Source organism: Haliea salexigens DSM 19537 (assembly GCF_000423125.1).
GTDB lineage: Bacteria > Pseudomonadota > Gammaproteobacteria > Pseudomonadales > Halieaceae > Haliea > Haliea salexigens.
On sequence record NZ_AUHJ01000011.1, the window covers coordinates 38,670 to 56,843 of the forward strand.

General features: G+C 63.3%; 16 protein-coding genes. 4 read left to right on the forward strand and 12 right to left on the reverse strand.

Annotated features, from left to right (window positions below):
• Positions 1 to 247: 247 nt before the first annotated feature.
• The 5 genes from G533_RS0113130 to G533_RS0113150 are packed head-to-tail and all read right to left on the reverse strand — an operon-like array spanning position 248 to position 6,265.
• Entirely contained in the window at positions 248 to 1,225 is a 978-nt protein-coding gene (locus G533_RS0113130; protein WP_027950348.1) for an ABC transporter ATP-binding protein, read from the reverse strand.
• The gene (locus G533_RS0113135; RefSeq protein ID WP_027950349.1) at positions 1,222 to 2,193 is read right to left on the reverse strand and encodes an ABC transporter ATP-binding protein; all 972 of its coding nucleotides are present in this window, start codon (positions 2,191 to 2,193) and stop codon (positions 1,222 to 1,224) included. Before G533_RS0113135 ends, G533_RS0113130 begins: the two co-directional genes overlap by 4 nt.
• 3 nt (positions 2,194 to 2,196) lie before the next feature.
• Positions 2,197 to 4,149, reverse strand: coding sequence for an extracellular solute-binding protein (locus G533_RS21995; protein WP_035528127.1), 1,953 nt, complete (start codon positions 4,147 to 4,149; stop codon positions 2,197 to 2,199).
• 25 nt (positions 4,150 to 4,174) lie between these two features.
• On the reverse strand, positions 4,175 to 5,242 hold the full coding sequence (locus tag G533_RS0113145) for an ABC transporter permease (protein ID WP_144079879.1): 1,068 nt from the start codon (positions 5,240 to 5,242) through the stop codon (positions 4,175 to 4,177).
• A gap of 3 nt (positions 5,243 to 5,245) precedes the next feature.
• Positions 5,246 to 6,265, reverse strand: a complete 1,020-nt coding sequence (locus G533_RS0113150) for an ABC transporter permease (protein WP_027950351.1) — start codon at positions 6,263 to 6,265, stop codon at positions 5,246 to 5,248.
• Between the two features lie 184 nt (positions 6,266 to 6,449).
• Here G533_RS0113150 and nei point away from each other — a divergent pair, with 184 nt between their 5' ends.
• Positions 6,450 to 7,271, forward strand: a complete 822-nt coding sequence (gene nei, locus G533_RS0113155) for an endonuclease VIII (protein ID WP_027950352.1) — start codon at positions 6,450 to 6,452, stop codon at positions 7,269 to 7,271.
• Between the two features lie 28 nt (positions 7,272 to 7,299).
• Here the strand turns inward: nei and G533_RS0113160 are convergent, their stop codons facing one another.
• The 3 genes from G533_RS0113160 to G533_RS0113170 all read right to left on the reverse strand — a co-directional run bounded on the left by G533_RS0113160 (position 7,300) and on the right by G533_RS0113170 (position 9,498).
• Entirely contained in the window at positions 7,300 to 7,950 is a 651-nt protein-coding gene (locus G533_RS0113160; protein ID WP_205622618.1) for a thermonuclease family protein, read from the reverse strand.
• Between the two features lie 78 nt (positions 7,951 to 8,028).
• Positions 8,029 to 8,568 (reverse strand): YaeQ family protein, encoded by a 540-nt coding sequence (locus G533_RS0113165; protein ID WP_027950354.1) that lies wholly within the window; start codon positions 8,566 to 8,568, stop codon positions 8,029 to 8,031.
• Positions 8,569 to 8,619: 51 nt separating this feature from the next.
• Positions 8,620 to 9,498 carry a DUF1295 domain-containing protein gene (locus G533_RS0113170; RefSeq protein ID WP_027950355.1) on the reverse strand — a complete coding sequence of 293 codons (879 nt, stop codon included), beginning with the start codon at positions 9,496 to 9,498 and terminating at the stop codon, positions 8,620 to 8,622.
• A 202-nt stretch (positions 9,499 to 9,700) separates the two neighbouring features.
• Here G533_RS0113170 and G533_RS22000 point away from each other — a divergent pair, with 202 nt between their 5' ends.
• Positions 9,701 to 10,561 carry an SDR family oxidoreductase gene (locus tag G533_RS22000; protein WP_051230332.1) on the forward strand — a complete coding sequence of 287 codons (861 nt, stop codon included), beginning with the start codon at positions 9,701 to 9,703 and terminating at the stop codon, positions 10,559 to 10,561.
• A 51-nt stretch (positions 10,562 to 10,612) separates the two neighbouring features.
• On the opposite strand, the gene G533_RS0113180 is transcribed toward G533_RS22000, so the two are convergent.
• Together G533_RS0113180 and G533_RS0113185 are read right to left on the reverse strand one after the other, a co-directional pair.
• Entirely contained in the window at positions 10,613 to 10,858 is a 246-nt protein-coding gene (locus G533_RS0113180; protein WP_027950356.1) for a TIGR02647 family protein, read from the reverse strand.
• 78 nt (positions 10,859 to 10,936) lie between these two features.
• Positions 10,937 to 12,109 (reverse strand): PQQ-dependent sugar dehydrogenase, encoded by a 1,173-nt coding sequence (locus G533_RS0113185; protein ID WP_027950357.1) that lies wholly within the window; start codon positions 12,107 to 12,109, stop codon positions 10,937 to 10,939.
• A gap of 140 nt (positions 12,110 to 12,249) precedes the next feature.
• Here G533_RS0113185 and G533_RS22005 point away from each other — a divergent pair, with 140 nt between their 5' ends.
• A complete protein-coding gene (locus tag G533_RS22005; RefSeq protein ID WP_084639003.1) occupies positions 12,250 to 13,479 on the forward strand; it encodes a lytic murein transglycosylase in 1,230 nt (409 codons plus the stop codon).
• Here G533_RS22005 and G533_RS0113195 read toward each other — a convergent pair.
• Positions 13,476 to 15,527, reverse strand: coding sequence for a BCCT family transporter (locus tag G533_RS0113195; RefSeq protein ID WP_027950358.1), 2,052 nt, complete (start codon positions 15,525 to 15,527; stop codon positions 13,476 to 13,478). The genes G533_RS22005 and G533_RS0113195 overlap by 4 nt on opposite strands.
• A 184-nt stretch (positions 15,528 to 15,711) precedes the next feature.
• Between G533_RS0113195 and G533_RS0113200 the strand changes: the two genes are divergently transcribed.
• The gene (locus G533_RS0113200) at positions 15,712 to 16,728 is read left to right on the forward strand and encodes an NADP-dependent oxidoreductase (protein WP_027950359.1); all 1,017 of its coding nucleotides are present in this window, start codon (positions 15,712 to 15,714) and stop codon (positions 16,726 to 16,728) included.
• Here the strand turns inward: G533_RS0113200 and G533_RS0113205 are convergent.
• Positions 16,715 to 18,169, reverse strand: a complete 1,455-nt coding sequence (locus G533_RS0113205) for a sulfatase family protein (RefSeq protein ID WP_027950360.1) — start codon at positions 18,167 to 18,169, stop codon at positions 16,715 to 16,717. The two genes, G533_RS0113200 and G533_RS0113205, sit on opposite strands and share 14 nt — an antisense overlap.
• Positions 18,170 to 18,174: the final 5 nt, after the last annotated feature.

Here is an 18,174-nt window from a genome sequence, read left to right on the forward strand (position 1 = left end):
CTGCTATAGTCCGGCCCGCGGTGCAGCGGTGCGCTGAGGGTGCCATCGGGCGCGATGCGCCACGGCGCACCCTCGCAAATGGCATAGTTGCGGCAATCGGGCAAACAACCGCGGCACGGTAGCCGGGGGTGTTGTGTGGGGGCGGGCTTGCCGGCGTTCTCAGCCCTGTGGTTCTCTGCCATGTCAAAGTCTCCAGAATGCAGGCCAGTATACGGGATTGGCGCGCTGCCCGATCAGCGGGCGGTGCTCAGCCATTGCGTGCGAGCAGATGGCAGGCCGCCAGATGTGTATCGGCCAGCGGGGCCAGCACGGGCTCCGTGGCGCTGCACTGGGGCTCGGCGCGCGGGCAACGCGGGTGAAAGCTGCAGCCCTGTGGGGGATTGATGGGTGAGGGCACGTCGCCGCGCAGCACCTCGCGCTGCGCGCGGCGGTGTGGGTCGGGCACGGGAATGGCCGCAATCAGGCTTTGGGTGTAAGGGTGGGCCGCCTCCCGGTAGAGCGTTTCACTGGCGGCGGTTTCCACGATTTTTCCCAGGTACATGATCGCCACCCGGTCAGATACATGCTTGACCACAGCCAGGTCGTGGGCAATGAAGAGATAAGCGAGATTGAACTCGCGTTGCAGGTCCACCAGCAGGTTGAGGATCTGGCTCTGGATTGACACGTCCAGCGCGGATACCGGCTCATCACAGATCACCAGCTTCGGATTCAGGGCGATGGCGCGCGCTATGCCGATACGCTGTCGCTGGCCCCCGGAGAACTCGAAGGGAAAGCGTGTAGCCGAACGCGCCGGCAGGCCGACGATGTTCAGCAGTTCCGCGACCCGCTTGCGCCGCCAGAGGCGATCACCGATGCGGTGCACGATGAACGGCTCCTCCAGAATGTCGCCCACGGTGTGCCGTGCATTCAGCGACTCCATCGGGTCCTGGAAGATCATCTGGATGTCCTGGCGCAGCGGGCGCAGGCGGCGCGCGCGCATCTGCGTGATGTCTTGCCCGGCAAAGTGGATACTGCCTCCCGTGGGTGTGTAGAGGCGCGTGATACAACGCCCGAGGGTCGATTTGCCACAGCCTGATTCGCCCACCAGGCCAAGGGTTTCGCCCGGGTTGATGTTGAATGACACCCCGTCGACCGCGCGGTTGAAGGCACGGGCGCGCAGGAACAGGCCCTCGCGCACGGGAAAGTGCATTTGCAGGTTGTTCACCTCCAGCAGAGGCGCGCTCACAGTGCTTGCCACCGCAGGCAACTGACCGTGTGCCCCGCGGCTAGCAGCTCCGGTGCGGGTACTTGCTCCCGGCAGCGGTCGATGGCGTGCTCGCAGCGGTTTTCGAAGCGGCAGCCGATGGGCAGGTCGCGCAGCCCGGGCACCATGCCCTCAATGACGCCCAGGCGCGATTTTGCCGGCGTTTCCAGCCTGGGAATGGACGCCAACAGGCCGCGTGTGTAGGGATGTGCCGGGCGGTCGAAAATATCAAAGACACTGCCCTGTTCCGCGACCTTGCCCGCGTACATCACCACTACCTGCTCGCAGGTCTCCGCAATCACGCCAAGATCATGGGTGATCATGATCACCGCCATCCCCATGCGGCGCTGCAGGTCGGCGATCAATTCCAGGATCTGTGCCTGAATGGTCACGTCCAGTGCGGTGGTGGGTTCGTCGGCAATCAGCAGGTCCGGCTCGCAGGCCAGCGCCATGGCGATCACCACCCGTTGGCGCATGCCACCGGACAACTGGTGGGGGTATTCACCCAGGCGCAGGTCTGGCGAGGGAATACCCACGCGATCCAGCATATCGGCGGCGGCGCGCAGGGCATTCGCGGGCTCACAGACCTTGTGCAGTAACATGCCCTCGGTGAGCTGGCGACCGATGGTGTGCACAGGGTTCAGTGCGGTCATCGGTTCCTGAAACACCATGCCGATGCGCCGCCCGCGGACTTTCTCCATTGCTGGAATGTCCAGCCGGGTGAGGTCAGTGCCCTGAAAGGTGATGCTGCCCCCGGCAATGCGCCCCATGGGCTGCGGCAGCAGGCGCATCATCGACAGCGCGGTCACGCTCTTGCCGCAGCCCGATTCGCCAACAATGCCCAGCGTGGCGCCTGCCTCAACTTCGAAACTGACGCCGTCAACCGCGCGCACCAGGCCTTCATCGGTGGCGAATTCGGTGATCAGCTGATCGACTTCAAGCAGCGCCACGGCTCACTCCGCCCACTGGTCGTACACGGTAATCACCGGGTCGAAGGCCTTGCCCTCGCGGCGGGCGGCTTCTGTTTCCGCTTTCATGTCGGTGTCGATCCAGTGCACGAAAGCGTCGCCCGGGCCCGCGGCGTGTTTCTGGGAGAAACCCTCGGGGTAGCGCAGCCAGCGCCAGTGGCCAATGCGGAAGAAGCCCTGGTAGAAGCCGGGGACGAAGGAGGCGTGGGCGTGATGCAGTTCAGTCATCTGATGCGCGAGCCGGACCATTTCGTCTTGATCGCTGGAGCGCCGATAGCGCTCAATCAGCGCGTCCATCTCCGCGATCGCGAAACTCTCCAGATTGTTGGTCTGGGCTTTCAGTTTGCGTTCGGGGTTGACGCTGCCGTCCTCGAGGAAGGCTTTGTCATAGGCATTGTCCGAGTGGTAGTGCTCCCAGAAGCGGGGGTACAGCTCCAGGAATACGCCGAAGGCGGTGAAGAAGATATCGTGTTGCTTCTCCTGCGCCTTCTTCCAGCCAACCGTGCTGTCCAGCACCTCGATACGCAGCTCCAGGCCGGCTTTGGCGGCCTCTTCACGCAATATGGTCAATACATCACGCAGGCTCTCGTAGCCGGTGGAGAGGGTGAAGGCCAGCCGCCGGCCCTCGGCATTGACCAGAATGCCATCGGCACCGCGTGTGTTGAAACCGGCCGCCGCAAAATGCGCCTGTGCCTTGTCGATATCGAACGCGCGGGCGGTGATGGTGGGGTGCGTAAATTCGCCAAACCCTTCGTGCGAGGTGTTCATGCGCGTGTTATCACCGCGGAAGAACTTTTCAATCACCAGGCTCCAGTTGGTCGCGTAATTGATGCCCAGGCGGATTTCCTGATTGTTCAGCAGGGGCTGCGCCGTGTTGATCCACAGGCCGAAATTGGGGCGTGGGCGCTGGTTGTAGTACATCACCTTGTGGATGTAGCCGGCCTGCACGTCGGGGTCGCTGTCGGGCAGCTTTTCGTACCAGTACTCCGCCAGGCCCAGCCCGAACTGGTCGATGTCACCGCGTTTGAACGCTTCGAAGGTCTTGGCGTCGTCGCGGATGACGCTGAACTGGATGCGGTCCGGGTTGAAGCGGTAGCGCCAGTACTTCTTGTCTTTCGCCCACCCGTCCTTGTTGCGTGTGAGGGCGATGGAGCGGCCCTTGCGCACGTCCTCTGGTCGCACCACGTAAGCGCCGGTAGTGGGTTCGAATCGCCATTGATAGCGTTCAGTGAAGTCGTCACCCATTTCCCGGTAGAAGTGCTGGGCGATGGGCCGCAGGAGCAACACGCGCTCATCGAGGTCCGGCTTCAGTTCGCGGGTGGTGATGGAGAGAGTGTGGTCGTCATAGCGTGTGATGTTGCTGTACGTGGTGCTGTAGAAGTTGTTGTACCAGGGCGCCATGATGTATGGCGAGCGGTAGAACCAGAACATGAACAGATAGTCGTCGGCGGTGACGGGCTCTCCATCCGAGAAGCGGGCTGCCGGGTCCAGCTTGACGTACACCGTGCGCGATTCTTCATCAATTGCCCAGGATTCGGCCAGGCCGGGGTAGAGGTCTCGCGTGTCCGGGTGCACATGGGCCATGGTCATGGTGGTGTCGTCGAGCAGGAAAGTCCGGAAGCCGCCGTTGGAGTCCGGCCCGACCGTGCGCAGCGTGCGCGGGAAGTCCTGGAGGGCGGCGTTTTGCGTGCCGCCCTTTACCGCCTCGGGCGAGCCGATGTCGGGTAGATGGTCGTTGTTTTCCCACACCAGGCCTGTGGGCAAGTCAGCCGCGGTTTTGAAGCTGAAGAATTCCGGGTTGGCGGCGTAGAAGGCCTCGACCTCTGCCGTGATATCGGCAGCGCCAGCGCCGTCAGCGCTATCCGGCTGCTCCTCGGGCGACTCGCTACAGCCCGCTACGCACAGGCCCAGCAGCAGGCAGTACAGGATTTTTCTCATGGCAGGTTCCTCATGTGCGTTGGCCCTAGCGGTAAACGGAGAAGGTCTTCGGGTCGAATGATTCGCGGATGGCTTCGCCGATAAAGGTCACCAGCGTCAGCAGTGCCACCAGCGTGCCAAAGGCGGAGATCACGATCCACGGTGCGGTGCGCAGGTTGGCGGTGCCCTGCTTGAGCAACTCGCCCAGGCTGGGCGTGGGCACGGGCAGGCCGAAACCCAGGAAATCCAGCGCCGTGATAGCGGAAATGGCCGCTATCACAGTGAAAGGCATGAAGGTGATGAGTGTCGACAGCACGTTGGGCATGATGTGGCGGAAAATGATGCGCGTATTCGAGGCCCCGATAATGCGTGCGGCAGCCACGTAGTCCCGGGCCTTTTCCTTGTAGGTTTCCGTGCGCATGTAATACGTCATGCCGGTCCAGGAGAACAGCACCATCACCAGCAGCAGAATGCTGATGCGCGTCGGCACAGCCACCGTCGAGGGAATGACCGAGAAAATGATAATAACCATGTACAGGAAGGGCACGTTGGACCAGATCTCGATCACGCGCTGCAGTGCGAGGTCGAAGACCCCGCCAAAATAGCCCATGGCGCAACCGATCGCGATGCCGATCAGGTAGACGGACAGTGTAAAGCCGAGGGCAAACAGCAGCGCAATACGGGTGCCGTAGAAAAGCCGCGCCAGAATGTCGCGGCTGGTGGTGTCGGTGCCGAGGTAATGCTGCGCTTCAGCGCTGGGTGGCTGGGGTCGGAACACGCCGCCGGCGGCATTGTTCTCGTAGGGGTTGTAGGGCACCAGGGGCAGCAGCAGCCAGTTGCCCTCATCGGCCGCGGCGAAGCGCGCCTGCAATTCGCGGTAGTTGGTTTCGTACTGGTAGTCGAGGCCGAAGTCGCTGCCCGGATGGAAGTCACCGTAAGTGGGGAAATACAGCTCGCCCTGGTAGCTGACCACCAGGGCCCGGCTGTTGATCAGCAGTTCGCCGCAGGCGAGCAGTGCCGAGAGGCCCACCAGAATCAGGAAGCTGTAGTAGCCGCGCTTGATCTGCCGAAAGCGGCGGAGCTTCTTGCGCGTTTGTGGGGTGAGGTTCAGCACGGTCTACTGGAACCGTATCCGCGGATCGACCAGCGCGACCAGAATGTCCGAGAGAATGTTGCCAATCAGCAGCAACAGGCTGGCCAGCAGCACCACGCCCATGACCACCGGGTAGTCGCGATCGAGGATGGCGGTCAGGCCCAGCAAGCCAAAGCCGTCGATATCGAAAATGGTTTCAATGAGGAATGATCCGGAGACCAGCAGGGTGATGTTCTGGCCGAAGGTGGTGGCGATGGGGATCAGCGAGTTGCGCACGGCGTGACGGGTGACCGATTGCCGGAACGACACCCCCTTGGCGATTGCGGTGCGTATGTAGTCCGCCGCCAGGTTGTCCATCAGGTGGTTTTTGAGTAGCAGCGTGACCAGCGCAAAACTGCCCACGAGGTAGCAGATGAGGGGCAGTATCGAGTGGCTCAGCAGATCCAGTGCCTGTGCCCCCGGGGACAGGTCTCGAAAGTCGTAACTGACGAACCCGCCCATGGGAAACCAATCGAGGCGTACCGAAAACAGCAGTATGAGGAGTGAGCCCAGGGCGTAGCCGGGGATGGCATAGCCGATGAAAATCAGCACCGAGCTGATATTGTCGACAAAGGTGCGATGGCGTATGGCTTTCAGAATACCCAGGGGTATGCACACGGCATAGGTGATCACCAGGGTCACCAGCCCGTAGTAGAGCGACACGGGAAAGCGTTCACTGATCACGTCCCAGACCGGCTCGTTGTAGCGATAGGAACTGCCCAGGTCCCCGCGCAGCACCTTGCCCAGCCACGCGGCGTAGCTCTGCAGTACGGGCTTGTCGAAGCCGTAGTACTCGCGCAGGCGATCCAGTTGTGCCTCGGAAATGGCCATGCCCTGCCCCGCCATTTGCGAGCCGCCGCCGGACAGGTTCATCTGCTGGGTTTCCATGATGGCGCGTTCAAGCGGGCCGCCCGGCACCAGGCGGGTAATGGCGAAGACGATAATGGTCACGCCAATGAGTGTGGGGGGAACGAGCAACAGGCGTCTGAGAAAGTAGTCGCGCATGCGATGTCCGGTGGTGCCTCGGTCGTGTTCCCTGCTGTACGGTGCGCCAGCGTGACGTTGGATGGTGCCACAAAGCCACCCTCGGGCAAAGCGTTGGTCGCGATCTCATCCGCTCTGGCGCCAGCCGCGTAAGCCATGACATTGTGGACGGTGTGAAAACACCCTGTAGGGATAGAGGTAAACGATGCCAGAAGGCCCTGAAATCCGACGTGCGGCAGACAGGATTGCTGCTGTACTGGAGGGGCGCAGGGTGGAGACCGTGCGGGTCGGTTTGCCGCGCCTGCAAAAAGCGGTGGCACAGTTGCAGGGTCACAGGGTGCAGGCAGTGGAAACCCGGGGCAAGGCCATGCTGGTGCATTTCGAGCACGGTCTGACCGTGTATTCACACAATCAGCTCTACGGCGTCTGGCGCGTGGTGTCAGGGCACGCGTTGCCCGAAAGCAGGCGGTCTTTGCGCCTGTTGCTGCAAACCGCAACTGACTCCGCCATTCTTTACAGCGCCTCGGATATCAGCGTGTGGCCAGTGGAGGAGCTCGGGTTGCATCCTTTTCTGGCCCGACTGGGCCCCGACATCATGGCCGCGGACCTTGCCTGGCGGACGATCGCGCAGCGCCTGCAGAGTCCGCAATTCACCGGGCGCAAACTCGCCAGCCTGTATCTGGACCAGGGTTTCCTTGCCGGCATCGGCAATTATTTGCGCAGCGAAATCTTGCATGAGGCTTCCCTGCACCCGCTGCGGCGGGCGGCGAGCCTGAGTTCCGGTGAGCGTGGCCGACTGGCGCGTGCGACGCTTGCTATCAGCCGGCGCAGCTACGACACGGGAGGCGTGACACTGGCGGCACCGCTGGCGCGATCGCTGCAGCGCCGTGCGCTGGAGTGGGAGCAGCGCCGGTTTGCCGTGTTTGGGCGTGCGGAGTTACCCTGCTACCGCTGCGGCACACGCATTGTGCGCAGGGAGTTCAATAGCCGCCGCCTTTACTTCTGCCCTGTATGCCAAGTGGAGTGATGGTCGGCGGGCGAGTGGCGCCCGCCTGCTAGCGGTTGCTGTTCAGGCGCTGCTGGCGTCGCCAGTCCCAGGGTGGCATGGGATCGTCGGCCGCCCATAAACCGCGTCGCGCCGAGCGCGCGTCCCGTTCGGCGGCTTCCAGGGCGTGCTCCTGGCGCGCGAAATACTGGTACCACCAGGCGTGGCCCTGCTGCACCATTGCCAGGTTCACGTTGCGCCCTTCGGCATAGACCGTGCCGACCTTGCGGCCGTAGTCGTCCTCTTCAATGACCACCACGCCGAGGCGTTTACCCGACACCAGCGCGACCAGCGCTTCCCGGGCGCGATTGCCGTGGGGCTGGTCCCTCTCTGGTGCGTCAATGCCGTAAAAGCGCACCTTGTGCTGCGTGTTGCCTGCATCCAGCAGCGACAGGGTATCCCCATCGGCGATCCTGACCACGCGACCGGTGAGGTCGAACTGTGTGGGCGCTTGCCCCTCGCGCGCGGCGCCTGCGGTTTCCAGCGAGTCTACCGCCTTGCCCCAGCCAGTGCCCTCTCCGCGAGTGCCGGATAATGTATCCAGTGCCTGTCTGTGCCAGTTGATTTCGCCGTCGGTCGCGAGCTGGAACAGGCTGAGGGCCAGCAACACCACGGCGATGCGCACCAGGTTGCGAGGGGAGAGCATGGAGAAGCGTTTCATAGGCGTGGCGTGTGTCGGGTCAGGTGGCACTATACCGCAGCCGTTGGCGCGAGCGCACGGCGGCCCGGCACTGGGGGTTCAGGCCTTCAGCGAGCTCGGCGTAATACTCAGGGTCTCCCCTTCGCCGCTCACCATGATTTCGCCGTCACTGAGGGTGCACTGCAACTGCAGTCCCGGGCGGGCCATGTCTGCCAGGGAGCGCAGGCTGCTGTCGCCAACCTGCCATACGCTGAGGTGTTTGAACCGTTCCAGGGCGGCGCCGTGCTTCTGCCACCACACCGGTACTGCGCGGTCGCCGTAAGTGTATAGAATCACTTTTTGCCCGCGCGAACAGGCCTTGCGCAGTCGGTCGGGGTCGGGCGTGCCGAGCTCGATCCACAGCTCGATGCTACCGGTGAGGTCTTTCTGCCACAGGTCGGGCTCGTCGTCGGTGCTGATACCGCGGCCAAAGCTCAATTGCTCGTTGGCATGCAGGGCGAACGCCAGTACGCGCAGCATCATGCGCTCCTCGGTTTCCGAGGGGTGGCGCGCCAGTGTGAGTGGAAAATCGCCATAGACGTGACGGTCGAGGTCGGCGACGTTGAGGTCCATTTTGAAAATGGTCGATTTCAGGGCCATGGTACGGAGCTGCTCGTGAGGCGGGTGCGCACTATAGCCCAGCGCAGCGGCTCAGGCACGTGGCACTGCGCTGCGGGCACGCAGGCGTGGTATCAGCGCCGGTGTCCGCGCCTTGTAGGCCTGCCAGTCCGGGTTTTGCCCCCAGCGTTGCTCGGCCTTGCGCTCCAGCAGCGGTATGCCGCTGACGCGGGTTAACAGCAGAAACACGAACAGCGGTGAGATCAGCGTGGCCCACTGCCAGCCTGCAAGTGCCGGCAGGGCCATCAGTGCAATGCCGAGCCAGAGCAGGATCTCACCGAAATAATTGGGGTGGCGGCAGTAGGCCCAGAGCCCGGTATCGATAAAGCGCTCCGCGCTGTTTGCGTGTCGAAAGCGCCGCTTCTGCTGGTCGGCGACCACTTCCACCACAAAGCCGAGCAGCCATAGGGTCAACCCGGTGATCGCCAGGCCTCCGGGTTCGGCTGCACGCCCGCTGCTGATGGCCGCCAGTGCGCAGCCGGCAGTAATCACCACCCAGAGCCCCTGCAGGGTCCAGGTGAACAGGAAACGACCGGCATAGGGCTTGATCCGGTCGAAGCGGGAGTCTTTGCCATCGGCGCGAATGCGCAGAAACAGGAAGCTGCCCAGGCGCAGTGCCCACAGGCTGATGCAGCCTGCCAGCAAAAGGCCCAGCGCGCTCTGGTCGGGTGTCAGGGCCACGGCCAGCCAGGTGACCGACAGGTAGGTGAGGGCGCCGGTCAGGTCGTAGAAAGCTTCGGTTTGCAGTCGCCAGGCAGGGAGGAAGGCCAGCCACTGGATTGTGAACGCCAGCAATGCACACAGGGCAAACACCGGTATTCCCTGCCAGCTTGTGCCGGTGTGGCTGCCCGCGGCGGCCATACCCAGGCCGAGGCCGAGTACAACGCCAAAACGTAGCAGTGTTTGCCCCATGCCGGTATCTCCGTAGTGCTGGCGGGGCCCCGGGTTCGGCGCCCATCCTGAGGGGCAAGACTAGCACAGGTATTTTCAGGCAGGGCCGCTTCAGGCAGGGCCGCTTCAGGCAGGGCCGCTCTAGGCAGGGCCGGCCGAAAGTTTTGCCCTGCGCGGGTTTTCACGGAGATAATGCGAGCGGTTCTCCAACTGAGGAATGCTCATGATAAATGCTCCTGCAACGCCGGCCCCTGCCGAGGTGTTTGCTGAACAGGTCGTGTGGATTACCGGTGCCTCCAGCGGTATCGGGGCGGCGCTGGCTGTCGAGTTTGCTGCCGCCGGTGCGCGGCTGGTGTTGTCGGCGCGCCGCCGTGACAGGCTGGAGGCAGTGCGTCACCAGTGCATTGAGGCGGGAGCGCCCCCCAACGATGTGCTTGTGCAGCCGCTGGATGTGGCCGCGGCCGAGGCCATGCCGGCCACGGTCGATGGCGTGCTGGCGCACTTCGGCCAGATTGATCTGCTGATCAACAACGCGGGTATTTCCCAGCGCTCGATTTGCCTGGACACAGACCTTGCCGTCTACCGCCGACTGTTCGAGGTGGACGTGCTGGGGCAGATTGCCCTGACCAAACAGGTGCTGCCGCACATGGTCGCGCGCGGCCAGGGGCATATCGCAGTCACGGCGAGCGTGGCCGGCAAGGTGGGGGCGCCTTTGCGCACCGGCTATTGTGCGGCCAAGCATGCAGTAATGGGGTTTTTTGACGCCTTGCGCACCGAAGTGGCGCATCTGGGTGTCAAGGTGACGACCATAGTGCCAGGTTACATTCGCACCGATATTGCCCGACAGGCGCTGACAGGCACTGGCGCCGAGGCGGGCGACGTTGAAGACGATGTCGACAATGGCATGGACGTGGTCGAATGTGCCCGGGTGATTCTGCAGGGCTTCTGCAACGGCACGGAAGAAATCGAGGTGGGCAATGGGCCTGAAATGGGCCTGCTGGAATTGAAGCGCAAGGACCCAACGGCGACCTTCAGGGCCCTTGAGGGCATGGCGGCGGAGGTGCTGGCGCGCAGCCGCCCATAGACGTTGAGGCTGCTCACCGCCCCGCAGGCAGCGGGGCGCGCTGTCTGGCGCTTAGGCAGTGGTGGGGGCCCCCAGAATCTGGGCGACGAATTGCAGGTGTTCGGCGGCTTCGTGCCCCAGTGGCGTGAGGAAGCCGCCATCTTCCTGGTCGATCAGGCCCTTGCCGTACAGGCGCTGCGCCGCCGCAATCATCTCCGGATTCGCATTACTGTGCACCTTGAGGCCCACTTGCGCGCTGCTGAGGTCGAACTTCAGCAGCAATTCGATTTCCTCTATCTGTTCTCTGGGCAGGGTCATGTTCTTCTCTCGTATGAGCGGGCTTTCAGCATAGCGGAAATACGTCGTGGCTGCGCGCACAGCGGCTGCGCATGCGGGTCACTCGAAGCGCTGCGCAATGGGCACCGGCTCCAGGCGCACAATGGCCGAGGGTTTCGCACCTCTATCGTCCAGCGCGAGGTAGAGATATCCGTCCGGTCCGGTGCGCACGTCGCGCAGGCGCCCGATGTCGCGCGCGAGGGTCTCCTCGTGTACAACCTTGCCGTCCTCCATGCCCAGCAACGTCAGTTGCTGTCCGGACAGGCCGCCGGCAAACAGGTACCCGTCCCAGTTGGGGAAGGCGCTGCCCCGGTACAAGGCCAGACCGGAGGTGGCAATCGAGGGCACCCAGATCTTCAGCGGCTGTTCCATGCCGTCCGCGTGTGTGGTGGCGTGGATGGTGGTGCCGACGCCGTAGTTCACGCCGTAGCCGATCACAGGCCAACCATAGTTTGCGCCGGGTGTAATACGGTTCAGCTCATCGCCCCCCTGGGGGCCGTGCTCAGTGATCCACAGGGTGCTGCTCGCGCGATCCAGGGCCATGCCCTGCGGGTTGCGATGGCCGTAACTCCAGATCTCCGGCAGTGCCTTGGCGTCTTGCACGAACGGGTTGTCGGCTGGTATGCGACCGTCGTCGTGCAAACGGATGATCACGCCGTGATGATCCGAAAGCTGCTGTGCGGGATGCGCGGCCAGGTCGCCGGTGGGCGGTACCTGGCGGTCGCCCACGCTGATGAACAGATAGCCCTGCTCGTCAAATGCCAGGCGGGAACCGTAGTGCCCGCGGCCGCGGGACTGCGCCACGAAAACCTCTTCCACGTCGCTCAGTGCGCCATCGCTATAGCGGCCGCGAATGACCGCCGTGGTGGATTCTTCATCCTCCAGCGGCTTCGAGTAGGACAGATAGAGCAGACGATTGCTGGCAAAGTCCGGGTGCAGCACAACATCCAGTAAGCCACCCTGGCCTTTGTAGAAAACTTCCGGCACGCCGCTCACCGGCTGCTCCAGCAAACGGTCGTCGCGCACAATGCGCAGGCGGCCCGGCTGTTCGGTCACAAGCATGTCGCCGTTGGGCAGGAACGCCATTGACCAGGGTCGAATCAAGCCGTCCACCACCGGCACGATGCGGTAGTCATGGTAGGTGGAATGGCGGACTTCCTGGGATTGACCGGAGGCAGCGCCGGCAAACAGCAGCAGGGCGCAGGGGAGTAGTGTTCTGGCCAGGGCTCGCATGAGTCTCTCTCAGTGACAGTACAGAGAACAGTATAGCGACTTGTGTGCGGATTCTCGAAGTCCCACTCGGCCAGATGGATCTTGCTTCCTGCACCCGCCGGTGTAAGTATCGTCGGCAATCGTTTCGGATGTGTGGTGTCATGTTGTTGCGCGCGCTTGTTGTTGTGGTTTGCCTGCTCGGCTCTCTTTCGGTTCGGGCAGAGGAGGCTTTTGCGGCTTGCCTGGAGGCCCTGCAGGGACAGGCGCGAGCAGCTGGAGTGGCAACGCAGATAGTGGATGATGTGGTGCCTACGCTGCAGCAGCAGGCGCGTGTGCTGGAGCTGGACGGCAAGCAGCCGGAATTCGTCCAGACCTTCGCCCAGTACTTCAATGCGCGTGTGTCCGAGAGCCGCATCGAGCAGGGCAGGGCGCTGTACGCGCAGCACCGTGAGTTCCTGGCACAGCTACAGCGGGAATACGGCGTACCCGGTCACTACCTCGTGGCTTTCTGGGGGTTGGAGACCAATTTCGGCTCCTATCTCGGGCGCATGCCTACGCTTGATTCCCTGGCGACCCTGGCCTGCGATACCCGCCGCGCCGATTTCTTCGGCACTGAATTCATCGCCGCACTGCAGTTGCTGGAGCGGGAGGGCTTGAGCCCTGTCGACATGCAAGGCTCATGGGCCGGCGCTGTGGGGCACACCCAGTTCATGCCCTCCAACTATCTGCGCTATGCGGTTGACGGTGACGGTGATGGCCGGATCAACCTGTGGCGCAGCGAGCGCGACGCCCTGGCGTCCGGCGCGCGCTTCCTGCGCGACCTGGGTTGGGTTCCGGCGCTGCGCTGGGGCCGTGAAGTGCGCCTGCCAGCGGAGTTTCGCTACGAGTTGGCACTGTCCGGCGAGGCCTTGCCGCTCGCCGAGTGGGCGCGTCTGGGAGTGATGCGCAGTGACGGCGCAGCCCTGCCCACCGCGGAGCTGCAGGCGTCGCTGCTGGTGCCCGCCGGCGCGTCGGGACCGGCGTTTCTCGTGTATGACAATTTCGACGTGATCATGCGCTGGAACCGCTCCGAGTCCTACGCACTGTCGGTGGGGCATCTGGCAGACCGTATCGCGGGCGCTGGGCCTCTGCAGCAGGCGCCGCCGGCGAGCCAGCAGCCGCTGGCGCGCGCGGATGTGCTGGCTCTGCAGCAGGGGCTGAATGCACTGGGCTTCGACGCCGGCGCCGAGGACGGCCTGTTCGGCTCGGGAACGCGCGCCGCCCTCAGTCGCTTCCAGCGCAGCGTGGGTGTCGTGGCGGACGGCTATCCCAGCGCGGAGATCCAGCAGCGCCTGCAGGAGGTAGTACGCGGCAGTCTGCAGGACTCGGCGGGCGCTGCGGGAGACAGCTAACGCTCCAGCGTCGGCTGCAGCATGTCATCGTGCTCGGCCATGTTCCAGGGCAGGCTGGCTGGGGAGATATGCAGGAAATGCAGGTGTTTCTCCAGCTGGTCAAGGATGTCGGTGATGATGTCGTGCTGGTCGAAGCCGTAGATGTCATAGGACTGTCCGCCCCGGCGCAGGAACACTTCGGCGCGGTAGTAGTGCGCAACGTCCGCGCCGTGATGTGTCATCTCCGGGAACGCGTAGTGGGGCAGGCTGTGCTCCAGCAGGCGAATCTCGTAGATAAAGTCCACGGCCTCCTCTTTGGTTACCTCCAGCCACAGGCGTGCGGGTGCCTCTTCTTCGTGAAGCGTTGCATGCCATCCCTGCTTGTCGAGTTCGCGCTGTACACGCCACATGGCCTTGCGCACGGTGGTGGTGGCGAACTGTTCAACGTCTTCCCTGTCGGGGAATGTGACCAGCCCCGCCAACCGTCGCCGCCAGAGGCCGCGGCCGCTGGTGCCGGATAGGCGGGTTTGCACGCCGGTGTTCAGGCTGGTGTGGTGGTGGCCTTCAATGACCAGTGCGCGCCACATGCCCAGCGCCGCGGCAATCATGATCAGGGAAAACGGCAGGGCACTGGCGATGGTCATGGTTTGCAGTGCACCGAGGCCGCCGGCGAGCAAGAGGGCGGCGGCCACTGCCCCTTCGCTGCTGGCCCAGAACACGCGCTGCCAAACCGGCGTCACAGGAGCGCCCCCTGAGGCGAGGGAGTCAATCACCAGTGAACCGGAGTCTGAGGAGGTGACAAAGAAAGTGACGATGAGAATCACCGTCAGGAAGGAGACCACTGCAGAAAAGGGCAGCCGCTCGAACAGTTTGAACAGCGCCACGGCATGGTCTGCCTGCACTTCGCCGATCAAGGTGTGATAGCCCTCGTTCATGATCAGGTGCAGCGCGGTGTCGCCAAAGATGGAAAACCACATGAAGGTGAATATCGTGGGCACGAACATCACGCCGACGACAAATTGCCGTATGGTGCGACCCCGGCTGATCTTGGCAATGAATAGGCCGACGAAAGGTGCCCAGGCGATGGTCCAGCCGAAGATGAACAGGGTCCAGTTGCCAATCCAGTCACTGCGCGAATAGGCCTGCAGGTTGAAAGTGCGCTCGACGATGTGGTTCAGGTAGCTGCCCGTGTTCTGCAGGAAGCTCTCCAGAATGTGCACCGTGGGGCCCACGCTGAAGACGAACAGCATCAGCGCTACCGCCAGCGCCATATTGAGGATGGATAGCCGTTTGACGCCTTTGTCCATGCCGGCCACCACGGAAAAGATCGCCAGCCCGGTGATGACCACGATGGCGATGATCTGCACGGTCACGTTGACGGGAATCTGCGGCCACAGGTAGTTGATGCCGGCGTTGATCTGCGCGACCGACAGCCCCAGCGTGGTGGCAATGCCGAACATGGTGCCCAATATCGCGAACACATCCACTGCGTGGCCGATCGGCCCGTGGATACGGTCGCCGATCAGCGGGTAGAGCGCCGAGCGGATGGACAGGGGCAGGCCGTGACGAAACGCAAAATAGGCGAGCACCAGGCCCACCAGCCCGTAAATGGCCCAGATGTGAAAGCCCCAGTGGAAAAAGGCGATCTGCATGGCCTGGCGCGCCGCGTTCACAGTTTCTGCGGCGCCCGCAGGCGGAGATGAGTAATGCAGCACGGGCTCGGCGACGCCGAAAAACAGCAGCGCAATGCCGTAGCCGGCGGAAAAGAGCATGGCGAACCAGGCGGGGAAGCTGTATTGCGGGTCGGCGTGGTCCGGCCCCAGCTTGATATTGCCCCAGCTACTGAAAGCCACCACAACAATGAACATCAGGAAGAATGCCACCGACAACATGTAGAACCAGCCGAAGGTAGTGGTAATCCAGGCCAGGGACGAACTGAACAATTGTCCCGCGAGATCCGGGCTGCTGATAGTGCCGACAACAAGCAGCACAATCACCACGAGCGCCGGAATAAACACCGGAAGCAGGACCGTAGAGCGGGGTGTTACGGCGGGTTGCGCCTCGTTCATGCAGGGTTCCTCAGCCCGCACTCAAGGTCGGACTCAATTCACGGGAGCGCCAAGCAGGGTAGCAGACGGGGCCGCACAGGTGTACCGCGGCAAAGTGGGGCGCCGTGGGCAATTCTGTTACTGTGCAGCTTCGCCTGCCCCTGCGTTCCTGCCGGGGCGTTCGAGTTAATAACGGAGACCCCCCATGACTGTTCCCGAGAACCGCCAATTCCGCCTTAAGGCGCGCCCCACTGGCCGCATTGAGCGCAGCCATTTCGATTTCGCCACCCAGCCCGCGCCTGAGCCGGGCCCGGGGCAGGCACTGGTGCGGGTGCAATACCTCAGCCTGGATCCGACCAACCGTATCTGGATGAGTGACATGGACCAGTACATGCCGCCGGTTGCCATTGGTGAAGTGATGCGCGGTGGCGGCATTGGCGTGGTGATGAAGTCGGAGTCCGACCGCTATCAGGTGGGCGATCATGTCATGGGCTTGACCGGCTGGCAGGACTATTGCCTGGCTGATGAGGGGGAGAATGCCATGGCGGTACTGCCCGCCAACCTGCCCATTCCACTGTCGGCGATGCTCGGTGCCTGCGGTATGACCGGTCTTACTGCCTACTTCGGGCTGCTGGAAATCGGCCGGCCGCAGGTGGGAGAGACGGTACTGGTCTCCGCCGCTGCCGGCGCAGTGGGCTCGGTAGTCGGGCAGATCGCCAAAATTCGTGGTTGCCGCGTTGTGGGCATAGCCGGCGGTGAAGCGAAGTGTCGCTACCTGCTCGACGAACTCGGTTTTGATGCAGCGGTGGATTACAAGGCCAGCGACTGGCGTGAACAGCTGGCTGCAGCCACCCCGGACGGGATCGACGTCAACTTCGAGAACGTGGGGGGCGAGATCATGGAAGCGGTGATGGCGCGGATGAACCTGTTCGGGCGCATGCCCCTGTGTGGCATGATCTCCGGCTACAACAGCGGCGAACCGATGCGCGCGGATTTCTCATCCATCCTCATGCGTCGTATTGAAGTACGGGGCTTTATTGTCTCCGACTTCATGGACCGTTTCCCCGCCGCTACGCAAGAGCTGGCAACGTGGTACCTCGAGGGCCGCCTGAAGCATCAGGAAACCGTGATCGATGGCCTGGAGCAGGCCCCCGAGGCGGTCAACCTGCTGTTCGACGGCGGCAACAGGGGCAAGCTGGTAGTGCGGGTCAGCGACGACTGACGCAGCCGACACCCAGTGCACTTTTCAGGCGGGCAATTTCCCCCGGGTTGAGCAGCGGGTCGCCGGTGCGCTGGCGCCACTGCATCAGCGCCGCCTGCATATTGCCCAGGCGCTGCGCCTGGGTCGGTTTCTGCGCCAGGTTGCTGGTTTCGAACGGGTCGTTCCGCAGGTCATAGAGTTCGAATTCCGGCGGCTGAAACAGGTTGCGGTAGGTCGGGTTCCAGCCGGGTGCCGGGCGCACTGTAGGGCTCAAGCGCGTATTGCCGATATAACTCAGGGGGTTGCGGCAGGCGCTGTCGAGGTTGTGGATCAACTTGTAACGCGCCGTGCGTACGGCGCGCCGTGGGTAGAAGTGCTCCGGTGCGTGCGCGTTGTACTCTGCAAACAACACGCCGCGCCACTGCGCGGGTGTATTACCACTGAGTAGGGGGCGCAATGAGCGCCCTTCGGTGCGCGGGGGGACTATCCGCGCAGCTTCCAACAAGGTGGGCATCAGGTCCACCGTCGATACCAGCGCTTCGCTGCGCAGTCCCGCGCGGCTGGTGCCTGGCCAGTGAATGATCAGGGGCACGGCCACGCCCGCCTCGTAGGCAGTGGTTTTGGCGCGACTGAAGGGCGCACCGTGGTCGCTGACGAAGACCACCACGGTGCGGTCCAGCACCCCCGCCCGCTTGAGCTCCTGGAGTAACAACCCCACCCCGGTATCCAGCCGGCTGATGCCGTTGTAGTAGGAGGCGACTTCGCTGCGAATCTGCGGACTGTCGATACCCAGAAACGGTAGCGGGGTAACATCCGCGGCGGTGTAGGGGGCGGCGGGCAGCCCCAGGAACTGGTCTGCGTCGCTGTCGTAGGGACGGTGCGGATCGAAGTAGTTCACGTAGAGGAAAAAGGGCTTTGTGCCTCGCTGGCGAACAAAGTCGCCCGCCACCCGGGCGACACGGCGCACATCGCGGCTTTCTATGGCGCCGTTCTGGTCGTTCCAGCGCCGGTCGAAAGGAAACGCCGCGGGCGGGTCGATGTGAAGCTTGCCGATAATGCCGTTGAAATAACCTGCCGAGCGCAACAAGCCGGGCAGGGTGGCGAGCCCGGGTCGCAAGCGGAATTCTTCATGCTGACCGGCCAGGCCGATCTGCCCATGCTGGTGGGGATAGAGTCCGGTGAGCATGGAGGCTCGCGATGAACTGCAGGACGCCTGCGAGACCCAGGCGCGCTCGAAGAGCACACCCTGGGCCGCCAGTGCGTCCAGGTTGGGTGTCTGCGCCATTGGATCGCCGTAGGCACCGAGAGACTTGCCCAGGTCGTCCGCGGTGATAAGCACAATGTTCAGGCGCTGCGCCTGCGCCGGTGAGAAGTTCCGTTCGGGCAGGCTGATGCCCGCGGCGGCAGGTGCTGTCGCGCAAAGCCACAGCAGCAGGCCGGGTAGCCAGGAGAGGCGGCGCATGAAAT